Consider the following 11,796-nt stretch of genomic DNA (forward strand, 5'->3'; position numbering starts at 1 on the left):
GCCTCAAACGCCCGGCAGGACAAAAGTTTTATTGGCGCCAGTCACCGTGCCCGCCTGACGCGGATGGACACCAGTTGTGCGATCAAGGCGACGGCTCATCAACTGGCGCGATTGATTTACGCCATGCTCACCAAAGGCCAGCCCTACGTTGAGAAAGGGATAGAAGAGTTTGAGGAGAAAAGCCGGGGACGCCAATTGCGGGCTCTGGAGCGCAAGGCCCGCAAGTTGGGCATGCAATTAGTCAAAGCAGCATGATTTTTAGAAGCAAAAACAATGGGTTATTTTTTGTTTGATAAGAGCTTGCTCCCGCTGGGCTCTGTAGGAGCTGGCGAAGCCTGCGATCTTTTGATCTTTCGCTTGGGATTCAAATGTCTGGGGAAAGATCGCAGCCTCGTTGCACTCGACAGCTCCTACAGGGCGCACCCAGCGGGAGCAAGCTTTTATAGAACAAAATTTATCTCATTGATTTTAAAGATAAATTATTTGCCGATTTATCGGCATGTTCTCTGCGCGACAGCGCAGCCTCATCGCAGGCTGCGGGATCTCCCTCGCCACGGGATATATTCAAAATTCAATGTTGCTTGCGATACCCCTTCAACCAATCCGCAAACGCTTTGTCCTCCAAGGCGTAACCACCGCGATTGGACTTCCACACCAACTCCTTGTCACGCAGCGCGTCGATGCAGGATTGGATGGTCTGGGTGCCCGGCACGACTTCGCTCCCCATGCTCCTGAGCACCTTGCCCACAGCGTCCAGCGTTGAATCGGTGAAGGGCGCAAAGGGTTCGTTGTTTTGCGAGCGCTCGGCCATGACCTGCAGCACTGCCCGTTGCGGCACCGTCAAGGCGTTCCAGGCGCTTTCAAACTCGGTCCAGACGCCAGCACGGAGCATTTGCGCACTGTTGCGCAGCAATTCGCCCAAGTGGCTCGCCTCGCCCAGCTCCAAGGCAATTTCGCCAATGATGCTGCGCAGCATTTCAGGGCGGCGCCCTACCAACTCGAAGGCCTGATCCAGATCATCGGCATTGAACTGATTGGTTTGGGCCAGATGCGCGTTCAAATGGGCAGCGTAGGCTTTGGTGAACTCTTTACCCAGCAATGGGAACGGGGTGATGCTGGATCCGTAGAACGGTTGGTTACGACTGAGTACCAAGTGCGCGAGTTTGTCGCGATTGGAGCCGGTGAACACCAGGCGCAGGCCGCTGGTATCTCCCTCACGCCCTTGGTTGAGTTGGTCGCGGGCGGCCTTGAGGGCGAACATCGCGTTGACCCCGGCCTCGGTGGTCAACGCATGCTGGGCTTCGTCGATCACCAGCACCACGGTTTTACCGGCCGCACTGTGCAACAAATCCAGCGCCTGGGTCAGCGTCGCCCCCTCGGGCAGTTGCGGCAGGCTGAAATCCCAGGACAACGTGCGCAAGAAGCTGAGTTTGTCGATGCCCATGGATTTGGCCAGCTTGCGGATCCCCTTTTCATAAGGCACCAGGGCCCCGGCGATTGCCGAAGCGATCAGGTCGGCAGGGTCTTTCTCCTTATTGGTCCACAGGTCGACGTAGACCGCGAGCCAGCCGCTGGTTTCGCACTCGGGAATCAAGTCTTCACGCAGGAACGTACTTTTGCCGGTACGTCTCGGCGCGGCCAGGAACAGGCCTGAGGTGTAATCCTGAATCCCGGCGCCGACCAGCCCATCGACAATATTGCGGGCCAGATCAGGGCGCCGGAATACAAAACCGGAGTGCTTGGACATGGTTTTATACTCAATTATGGCGACAGGTATAATTTATAGTCGCGAGTATAATTGAGTATAAAAGCCTGTCAAACCACCTCCCGCCCATCCCCCTGCCTCCGCCGATCTTCCCGTGGACAGCGCGCGAACCGTGCCCGGTAACTGCGGGTGAAGTACGACGGTGATTCGAAACCGCAGGCAATACTGACCTCCAGCACGCTCATATCGGTCTGGCGCAGCAGTTGCCGGGCCTTTTCCAGGCGCAAGCGCAGGTAGAAGTTGCTCGGGGTGTCGTTCAGGTGCAGGCGGAACAGGCGTTCGAGCTGGCGGCGGGTGACGTTGATCGACTCGGCCAGGGCCAAGGTGCTCAGGGGCGGTTCGCTGTGGGTTTCCATCTCGCCGATGACGTGCACCAGCTTCTTGTTGCGAATGCCATAGCGGTTGGAGATTTCCATGCGCTGGTGGTCTTTGCGCGGGCGGATGCGGCCGAGCACGAACTGTTCGCTGACCTGGATCGCCAGCTCCGAACCATGGGCCTGGCCGATCAGGTCGAGCATCAGGTCGATGGACGCGGTGCCACCGGCGCAAGTGATGCGGCGACGGTCGATTTCAAACAGTTCCTGAGTCACGCCAAGCTGCGGATAAGACTCCTTGAATGCCTCGATCGCTTCCCAGTGCAAGGTCACGCGGTGTCCGTCCAGCAGCCCCGCCTCGGCCAGGACCACACTGCCGGTGTCGATGCCGCCCAGGATCACGCCTTCGTTATCCAACCGATGCAACCAGCGCTCCAGGGCCGGGGTGGCGAACTTCAGTGGTTCGAACCCTGCCACCACCCAAAGGGTCGCGCCCTTCTTCAATGGCTCCAGCGCGGCATCGGCGTTGACCGACATGCCATTGCTCGCCAGCACCGCCCCGCCATCGACGCTCAACACATGCCAGCGATACAGCTCGCCACGAAAACGATTGGCGACCCGCAACGGCTCGATGGCCGAAATGAAACCGATGGCTGAAAAGCCCGGCATCAACAAGAAGTAGAAATCCTGGGACATGAAGCGCACTCGGTCGACGGGTAGCGTGCGGACCTTGATACGCCAGTTGCAAGCGTCGTTCAAGAGCGCAGGTCGCTGCAGTGCAAGAGCACGTCGCCGCTGTGCGTTTTGCCATGCTTCGGGCTGCGTAACTTGGCATCACCGGCGCACAGACACCGGAGCCCCATAACAATAAGCTGCCGAGGAACCCGACATGAAACGACTGATCAGCTCCTGCGTTCTTGCACTCAGCGCTACCACCTTGATGAACGGCGCCGTCATGGCAGCTGAACCCGCCGCGTGCCAGAACGTGCGCCTGGGCGTGGTCAACTGGACCGACGTCATCGCCACCAGCGCCCTGACCCAAGTGATGCTCGACGGCCTCGGCTACAAGACCAAGCAGACCAGCGCCTCCCAGCAAATCATCTTCGCCGGCATTCGTGACCAACGCCTGGACCTGTTCCTGGGCTACTGGAACCCGCTAATGACCCAGACCATCACCCCATTCCTCGAAGCCAAGCAGGTCAAGGTCCTGGAACAACCCAGCCTCAAGGACGCCCGCGCCACCCTGGCCGTGCCGACCTACCTGGCCGACAAGGGCTTGAAGAGCTTCGCCGACATCGCCAAATTCGAAAAAGAGTTGGGTGGCAAGATCTACGGCATCGAACCCGGCTCCGGCGCCAACACCCAGATCAAGGCGATGATCGCCAAGAACCAGTTCGGTCTGGGCAAATTCCAACTGGTGGAATCCAGCGAAGCCGGCATGCTCGCCGCCGTGGACCGCGCCGTACGGCGCAAGGAAGCCGTGGTGTTCTTTGGCTGGGCACCGCATCCGATGAACGTCAACGTGCAAATGACCTACCTCACCGGCAGCGAAGACGCCCTCGGCCCGAACGAAGGCATGGCCACCGTCTGGACCGTCACCGCGCCGAACTACGCCGAGCAATGCCCGAACGTCGGTCGTTTGTTGAGCAACCTGACCTTCACCGCCGAAGACGAGAGCCGGATGATGCAGCCGCTGCTCGATCACAAGGATCCGCTCGAATCGGCCCGGCAATGGCTCAAGGATCATCCGCAAGACAAGCAGCGCTGGCTCGAAGGCGTGACCACCTTCGACGGCAAGCCGGCCGCCGACAACCTGAAACTCACCAGTAACTGACCAAACGTTCTCCCTCTGCGCAGCACCCAACGGCTGCGCGGTGACTCACTACGCCTGAAGGAATCCGCACCATGAACCACGACGTCATCATCACCTGCGCACTCACCGGTGCTGGCGACACGACCGCCAAGAGCCCCCACGTGCCGGTCACCCCGAAACAGATCGCCGCCGCTGCCGTCGAAGCCGCCAAGGCCGGTGCCACCGTGGTCCACTGCCACGTCCGCGACCCGCAAACCGGCAAGTTCAGCCGCGACGTGGCGCTGTACCGCGAAGTGATGGAGCGCATCCGTGAGGCGGACGTGGACATCATCGTCAACCTCACCGCCGGCATGGGCGGTGACCTGGAAATCGGTGCGGGCGAACGGCCGATGGAGTTCGGTCCCAACACCGACCTGGTGGGTCCGCTGACCCGCCTGGCCCACGTCGAAGAGCTGTTGCCGGAAATCTGCACGCTGGATTGCGGCACCCTGAACTTCGGCGACGGCGACACCATTTACGTCTCCACCCCGGCGCAACTGCGCGCCGGCGCCAAGCGCATCACCGAGCTGGGGGTCAAGGCCGAGCTGGAAATCTTCGACACCGGGCACCTGTGGTTCGCCAAGCAACTGATCAAGGAAGGCCTGCTGGACAACCCGCTGTTCCAGCTCTGCCTGGGCATCCCATGGGGCGCGCCGGCCGACACCACCACCATGAAGGCCATGGTCGACAACCTGCCGGCCGACGCGGTATGGGCCGGCTTCGGCATCGGCCGCATGCAAATGCCGATGGCTGCCCAGGCGGTGCTGCTGGGGGGCAACGTGCGGGTCGGGCTGGAAGACAACCTCTGGCTGGATAAAGGCGTGCTCGCCACCAACGGCCAACTGGTGGAGCGCGCAAGCGAAATCCTCAGCCGCCTCGGGGCCCGGGTACTTACGCCGGCCGAGGGCCGCAAGAAAATGGGCCTGACCCCACGGGGCTGAGCCGAACCTGCACATAACCCTGTGGGAGCGAGCTCGCTCGCGATAGCGATATTCCTGCCTTCGAAGAGGCGTTGGATGTACCGACGCCATCGCGAGCAAGCTCGCTCCCACAGGTGATCTTCACTCTTTTCAGGAAATCACCATGAGCTTTATCACCGACATCAAGACCTTCGCCGCCCTGGGCAGTGGTGTAATTGGCAGCGGCTGGGTCAGCCGGGCCTTGGCCCATGGCCTCGACGTTGTCGCCTGGGACCCGGCGCCGGGTGCCGAGGCGGCATTGCGCAAACGCGTCGCCAACGCTTGGGGCGCGCTGGAGAAACAGGGCCTGGCCCCTGGTGCCTCGCAGGATCGGCTGCGCTTTGTCGCGACCATCGAAGAATGCGTGCGCGACGCCGACTTCATCCAGGAAAGCGCCCCCGAGCGCCTGGAACTGAAGCTCGAACTGCACGGCCAGATCAGCGCAGCCGCCAAGCCGAATGCATTGATCGGCTCCAGCACTTCGGGGCTGTTGCCCAGCGAATTCTACGAAGGTGCGACCCACCCGGAACGCTGCGTGGTCGGACACCCGTTCAACCCGGTTTACCTGTTGCCGCTGGTGGAAGTGGTCGGTGGCAAGCACACCGCCCCCGAAGCGGTGCAGGCGGCCATGCAGGTGTATGAATCCCTCGGCATGCGGCCGCTGCACGTACGCAAGGAAGTGCCCGGCTTCATCGCCGACCGCCTGCTCGAAGCGCTGTGGCGCGAAGCCCTGCACCTGGTCAACGACGGCGTCGCCACCACGGGGGAAATCGACGATGCCATTCGTTTTGGCGCCGGCCTGCGCTGGTCATTCATGGGCACGTTCCTGACCTACACCCTGGCCGGTGGCGATGCCGGCATGCGGCACTTCATGGCCCAGTTCGGCCCGGCACTGCAACTGCCCTGGACCTACCTGCCAGCGCCGGAGCTGACCGAAAAGCTGATCGACGATGTGGTGGACGGCACGAGCGAGCAATTGGGCAGCCACAGCATCTCGGCCCTGGAGCGCTATCGTGATGATTGTTTGCTGGCGGTGCTGGAGGCGGTGAAGACCACCAAGGCCAAGCATGGCATGGCTTTCGAAGAGTAAACCCTGGTTTGAGGGCCAGCAGGTCTGGCCCCATCGCGAGCAAGCTCGCTCCCACAAGGATTTCGCGGTGTGAACGCTCTTTATCTCCCCCCGGAGATCCCTGTGGGAGCGAGCTTGCTCGCGACAGCGCCAGCCCAGTCACCCCAATTGTCGGACCTGAATCATGCCCACCCTCACCACCTACCAGACCCGCATCCTCCCCGAATGGGTCGATTACAACGGCCATCTGCGCGATGCCTTCTACTTGCTGATCTTCAGCTACGCCACCGACGCGCTGATGGACCGGCTCGGCCTGGACAGCCAGAACCGCGAAGCCAGCGGGCACTCGCTGTTCACCCTTGAGCTACACCTCAACTACCTGCACGAAGTGAAGCTCGGGGCCGAGGTGCAAGTGCACACGCAGATCATCGGCCACGACGCCAAACGCCTGCACCTCTACCACAGCCTGCACCTGGTGGGGGGTGACAAAGAACTGGCCGGTAATGAGCAGATGCTGCTGCACGTCGATCTGGCGGGCCCGCGCTCGGCGCCCTTCACGGAGCCGACCCTGGCCCGGCTCGAGGCCCTGCTTGAGGAGCAATCCGACCTGCCGCCCCCGACCTACATCGGCCGGGTCATCGCCCTGCCCCCCGCCCGGTAAGCTTCGCACAGGAGATCGCATGAACACCGCCGCCGCTTTTGCCGACTTCCGCCGTTATCCCCTGATCTTCGCGTTGACCGCCGCAACCCCCTTGGCCGACCGGGTCCAAGTGACATGGGCCGATGGCCGGACCAGCCCCTTTCATCACCCCTGGTTACGGGACAACTGCCCTTGCCCCCAATGCGTCTACAGCGTCACCCGCGAGCAGGTGCTGGAAATCGTCGATGTCGCTGAGGACATGGCCCCCGGCGCGATTCGCCTCGACGAAGGCTGCCTATGCGTGGACTGGCAGGACGGCCACCAGAGCCGTTTTGACCCGGGCTGGTTGCGCGCCCATGCCTACGATGATCAATCCCGGGCCGAGCGCCTGGCGAACAGGCCCCGGCGCCAACTGTGGCGGCACGACCTGCCACTGCCGGTGTTCGATTACCCGGCGCTGATGGACGATACCGACGCGTTGCTGCAATGGTTGCTGGCGCTACGCGACATCGGCCTGACCCAAGTGCGCGGCGTGCCCACCGAACCCGGTTCGTTGAAACAGATTGCCCAGCGCATTTCCTTCATCCGCGAGAGCAACTTCGGCGTGCTGTTCAACGTGCAGTCCAAGGCCGATGCCGACAGCAACGCCTACACCGCTTTCAACCTGCCGCTGCACACCGACCTGCCGACCCGGGAGCTGCAGCCGGGGCTGCAGTTCTTGCACTGCCTGGTGAATGACGCCGACGGTGGCGAGAGCATTTTTGTCGACGGTTTCGCCATTGCCGAAACCCTGCGCCAGGAAGACCCCGAGGCCTTCGACGCCCTGTGCCGGATTCCGGTGGAATTTCGCAACAAGGACCGCCGCAGCGACTACCGCTGCCTGGCGCCGATCATCGCCCTGGACGCCCTTGGAGAAGTCTCGGAAATCCGCATGGCGAACTTCCTGCGTGGACCGTTCGACACCTCGGTCGAGCAGATGCCCAAACTCTACCGTGCCTACCGCCGCTTCATCGCCCTGACCCGCGAGCCACGCTTTCGCGTGGTGCAGCGTCTCGAACCGGGCCAGCTCTGGTGCTTCGACAACCGCCGCACCCTCCATGCCCGCCATGCCTTCGACCCGGCCTCCGGGGCACGGCATTTCCAGGGGTGCTATGTGGATCGGGATGAGTTGTTGTCGCGGATTCTGGTGCTGCAGAGGTAGACCGCGTCATCGTTCATCGCGAGCAAGCTCGCTCCCACAGGGGGGCTGTGTCGTTCACAAAACCTACTGTGGGAGCGAGCTTGCTCGCGATAGCGTCCTGACGAACAACCCATCACTCCCTGATTGTCACAGACAAAAAAATCCCCGATCAAGCCGTGACAGGATCGGGGCAGGTTGCGTTACTGGAGGAGCTGTCGCGCGAGGGTGACCAAACCATCGTGATTCAGCTTGGGGCCAGTGTGCCCAGTCCAGGCCTGGGCAAGTTAACCGAAAACGACGCCTCCATAGTCATTCATGACATTGCGACCATTTGCCCTTGCCGCCGCTTCGGGTGGCTACCAGAATCGAGACACGACCCCAATCCCTGAACAAGGAAAAGCGTCATGATGCACGCCGATTTGATCGACCAGGAAGACCTGCTGGGCCATCTCAAGGCCCTGGGACTGCAAATACCCAGCGGCTCCACCGCCGAGCAGGCATGCGAGTGCGCCGTGCGGGGTTTGGACCAGGCCCGTGCCAATGAACTGCGCCTGATGGTCAAGAGGATGTACACCAGCAGTGCGACCATCCTGCCGGCCGTGCGCCAGGCGATCGATAAGCAATTGTTGCCGGCGCTGATGGATTACCAGCAAAACCACAACACCTGATAAACCAATCGCGAGCAAGCTCGCTCCCACAGTGATCCCTGGTGTGCACACGCTCTATTGCACCCAGGCGATCTCCCTGTGGGAGCGAGCTTGCTCGCGATGAAGGCGCTAGAAGTCCTAGAGCCTCACACTGGCAAACGTCGATTCATTACGCGCCTGGCTCAGCGCCGACAGCGGCCCGGACAATGGCGACAGCACCAACGCCTGCGGCAGCGGCATCATCGCCACCTGTTGCGTGGTGTTGGAACCGACGCGCTCGTCCCGCGGCGGAATGCCGAAGTATTCGCGGTAGCACTTGGAGAAGTGCGGGGTGGAAACGAAGCCGCACACCGAGGCCACCTCGATGATCGACATCGGCGTCTGCTTGAGCAACTGCCGTGCACGAATGAGCCGCAGCTTGAGGTAGTAGCGCGACGGTGAGCAGTGCAGGTATTTCTGGAACAACCGCTCCAGCTGACGCCGGGACACGGCGACGTACACCGCCAGCTCGTCCAGGTCGATCGGCTCTTCGAGGTTGGCTTCCATCAACGCCACGATTTCCTGCAACTTCGGCTGGTTGGTGCCAAGCATGTGCTTGAGCGGTACACGCTGGTGATCCTGCTCGTTGCGGATACGCTCGTAGACAAACATTTCAGAGATCGCCGCCGACAACTCGCGACCGTGATCGCGACTGATCAGGTGCAACATCATGTCCAGCGGCGCGGTGCCACCGGAGCTGGTGAAGCGGTTGCGGTCGAGGGTGAACAGGCGGGTGCTCATCGATACCCGCGGGAACGCTTCCTGCATCGCCGCCAGGCATTCCCAGTGCACGCTGCAATCGAAACCGTCCAACAGGCCGGCGCAGGCCAGGGCCCAACTGCCGGTGCAGACCGCGCCGAGGCGACGGGACTGGCGAGCCTGGCTCTGCAACCACGACACGTGTTCACGGGTCACGGTGCGCTGGATGCCAATGCCACCACAGACGATGACGGTGTCCAGGGGCGGCGCCTTGTGCATGGAGGCGTCGGGGGTGATCTGCAAACCGTCGCTGGCCCAGACCTGGCCGCCATCGACCGTGAGGGTGGTCCAGCGATACAGCTCGCGACCGGATAGCTGGTTGGCCATGCGTAGCGGTTCCACCGCGGACGCCAGGGAAATCAGCGTGAAATTGTCCAGCAGCAAAAAGCCGATGGATTGAGGCGCACGGTTCTGGGGTTGGGCCCCGGAGTTGGACGTCGTCATCGCGGTATCTCCTCACACAAAGCGGGTGATGGCCTCAGGCGGAGGCTCTTGTTATTGCCACGTTCTCTTGCGCGAGACAGGGCTTTATCGGGATAGAGCAATTGCCATGCCTAAAATTGAATGTGTGTTCAATAAATCCTGAAAACGACATCGCGGCCTGTCTATATAAGGCGTGCATCAAGTCCAGGTTTTAGGTGCCGTCAATGGCTGCAGGTACCGATCACAGAAGGCTGTGAGCAGTTCGGTAGCACTTGTGGGAACGGGGCTGCGCGGCTTGCGCAAGGAGTAGCACCACGGTGCGGGTGACGGACGGTCGAGCGCGATTCAGCGGTTGGCTCGACAATGGGTGTCTTGTCTGTTTGCGACGCGCTAAAAGGTGGCGTGTTTCAGGGTGGGTGTGCATTTTGTGAGCGATTCTAAGAACAACCCGTGGCGAGGGAGCTTGCTCCCGCTCGACCGCGTAGCGGTCGCAAATCCTATTTACGCGATAACGGTGAAACACCACGATCAGGCCTTGGGGTTGCTTCGCAACCCAGCGGGAGCAAGCTCCCTCGCCACAGAGAGCCCCGGCAATGCGTGCTTCAGCACTCCACCGCACTGACCGCCAAGCCGCCGCGCGAGGTCTCTTTATATTTGTCATGCATGTCGGCACCGGTATCACGCATGGTGCGGATCACCCGGTCCAGGGAGATGAAATGCTGGCCATCCCCGCGCAGGGCCATTTGTGCGGCGTTGATGGCCTTGACCGCGGCGATCGCGTTGCGCTCGATGCACGGCACCTGCACCAGACCGCCCACCGGGTCGCAGGTCAGGCCGAGGTTGTGCTCCAGGCCGATTTCCGCCGCGTTGCACAGTTGCTCCGGCGTGGCCCCGAGGATTTCCGCCAGGCCCGCCGCCGCCATGGCGCAAGCCGATCCCACCTCGCCTTGGCAACCGACCTCGGCGCCGGAGATCGATGCGTTCTTTTTGCAGAGGATCCCGACGGCCGCCGCAGCGAGGAAATAATCCACGACGTTGGCGTCGGTGACCGCTTCGCTGAATTTCATGAAATAGTGCAGCACCGCCGGAATGATCCCCGCCGCACCGTTGGTCGGCGCCGTGACCATGCGTCCGCCAGCCGCGTTCTCCTCGTTGACCGCCAGGGCGAACAGGTTGACCCACTCCATGGCGCTGAGGGTCGAGCCGATGACATTGGGCTTGTTCAGCTCTTGCAGGCTGCGGTGCAACTTGGCTGCCCGCCGGCGCACATTCAAACCGCCCGGCAGGATGCCTTCGTGCTTGAGGCCCTGCTCGACGCAATCCTGCATGGCCCGCCACAGTTTCATCAGGCCACTGCGGATCTCTTCTTCGGACCGCCAGACCTTTTCGTTGGCCAGCATCAACTCGGCTACCCGCAAGTTGTGGGTACGGCACAGCTCAAGCAATTCTTCGGCACTGGAGAAATCGTAAGGCAGCTCAGTGCTGTCCAGATCCACCACGCCGCTGGAGGCCTGGGCCTGATCGACGACAAAGCCACCGCCCACCGAGTAATAAGTGTCACGGTGCAGCTCGCCGCCGGCGCCCTCGGCCACCAGCGTCATCGCATTGGGATGGAACGGCAGGTTTTCATCGATCAGGCGCATGTCCCGGGACCATACGAACGGCACCGGCAGGCGACCGTCGAGCAGCAGGGTCTGGGTTTCACGCAGCAGCTCGATGCGCGGGCCGATCCGCGACGGGTCGATTGCGTCCGGCCACTCCCCCATCAGGCCCATGATCACGGCGTTGTCGCTGCCGTGGCCGATGCCGGTGGCCGACAGCGAACCGAACAATTGCACCTCGACCCGACGCACATCATTGAGCAGGGCCTTTGCCTTCAGCGCTTCAACGAACAGCGCCGCGGCACGCATGGGGCCCACGGTGTGGGAACTGGACGGGCCGATACCGATTTTGAACAAGTCGAAAACGCTGATTGCCATTGCCGATAACCTCCAGAACAGGCACATCCGGGCGCAGGAGCGTCCGGTGACGGAGCTGCTACGCTCAACGCCGGGATGGCCGCATCATCCGGTTTTTGCCTTGGCGCCCGACGTCTGACACCGACGCAATCATGCCCACCAGCGCCGCCCGTCCCTGACCCCGGTTCTGC

General features: G+C 62.0%; 10 protein-coding genes and 1 pseudogene. 7 read left to right on the plus strand and 4 right to left on the minus strand.

The annotated features are described in order from the left end of the window. A pseudogene (locus BM321_RS27915) lies at window positions 1-255 on the plus strand (IS110 family transposase); the annotation flags it as partial. A gap of 316 nt (window positions 256-571) precedes the next feature. On the opposite strand, the gene BM321_RS27920 reads toward BM321_RS27915, so the two are convergent. After that, window positions 572-1,747, minus strand: a complete 1,176-nt coding sequence (locus BM321_RS27920; RefSeq protein WP_092446172.1) for an ATP-binding protein — start codon at window positions 1,745-1,747, stop codon at window positions 572-574. Between the two features lie 68 nt (window positions 1,748-1,815). Further along, window positions 1,816-2,775, minus strand: coding sequence for a GlxA family transcriptional regulator (locus tag BM321_RS27925; protein WP_092446173.1), 960 nt, complete (start codon window positions 2,773-2,775; stop codon window positions 1,816-1,818). Between the two features lie 193 nt (window positions 2,776-2,968). Here BM321_RS27925 and BM321_RS27930 point away from each other — a divergent pair, with 193 nt between their 5' ends. From BM321_RS27930 to BM321_RS27955, 6 genes are all read left to right on the plus strand, one after another. After that, complete coding sequence (locus BM321_RS27930; RefSeq protein ID WP_092446175.1) at window positions 2,969-3,913, plus strand: choline ABC transporter substrate-binding protein; 945 nt, start codon at window positions 2,969-2,971, stop codon at window positions 3,911-3,913. Window positions 3,914-3,984: 71 nt separating this feature from the next. Then, entirely contained in the window at window positions 3,985-4,872 is an 888-nt protein-coding gene (locus tag BM321_RS27935) for a 3-dehydrocarnitine:acetyl-CoA trimethylamine transferase CdhC (RefSeq protein WP_092446176.1), read from the plus strand. A 142-nt stretch (window positions 4,873-5,014) separates the two neighbouring features. Next, on the plus strand, window positions 5,015-5,980 hold the full coding sequence (locus BM321_RS27940; RefSeq protein ID WP_092202810.1) for an L-carnitine dehydrogenase: 966 nt from the start codon (window positions 5,015-5,017) through the stop codon (window positions 5,978-5,980). Between the two features lie 163 nt (window positions 5,981-6,143). Next, entirely contained in the window at window positions 6,144-6,620 is a 477-nt protein-coding gene (locus BM321_RS27945) for a thioesterase family protein (RefSeq protein WP_092446178.1), read from the plus strand. A 19-nt stretch (window positions 6,621-6,639) separates the two neighbouring features. Continuing rightward, window positions 6,640-7,800 (plus strand): gamma-butyrobetaine dioxygenase, encoded by a 1,161-nt coding sequence (locus BM321_RS27950; protein ID WP_092446179.1) that lies wholly within the window; start codon window positions 6,640-6,642, stop codon window positions 7,798-7,800. A gap of 383 nt (window positions 7,801-8,183) precedes the next feature. Then, a complete protein-coding gene (locus tag BM321_RS27955; protein ID WP_092333369.1) occupies window positions 8,184-8,447 on the plus strand; it encodes a hypothetical protein in 264 nt (87 codons plus the stop codon). Window positions 8,448-8,564: 117 nt separating this feature from the next. On the opposite strand, the gene BM321_RS27960 is transcribed toward BM321_RS27955, so the two are convergent. Together BM321_RS27960 and BM321_RS27965 are read right to left on the minus strand one after the other, a co-directional pair. Then, window positions 8,565-9,668: a choline metabolism transcriptional regulator GbdR gene (locus tag BM321_RS27960; protein WP_060740272.1), complete on the minus strand. Its 1,104-nt coding sequence runs from the start codon at window positions 9,666-9,668 to the stop codon at window positions 8,565-8,567. A gap of 581 nt (window positions 9,669-10,249) precedes the next feature. Next, the gene (locus BM321_RS27965; RefSeq protein ID WP_092446181.1) at window positions 10,250-11,626 is read right to left on the minus strand and encodes an L-serine ammonia-lyase; all 1,377 of its coding nucleotides are present in this window, start codon (window positions 11,624-11,626) and stop codon (window positions 10,250-10,252) included. Window positions 11,627-11,796 lie beyond the last annotated feature (170 nt).

Origin of the sequence: Pseudomonas sp. NFIX10, assembly GCF_900111955.1 — a bacterium.
In the GTDB taxonomy this organism is placed as follows: domain Bacteria; phylum Pseudomonadota; class Gammaproteobacteria; order Pseudomonadales; family Pseudomonadaceae; genus Aquipseudomonas; species Aquipseudomonas fluorescens_AA.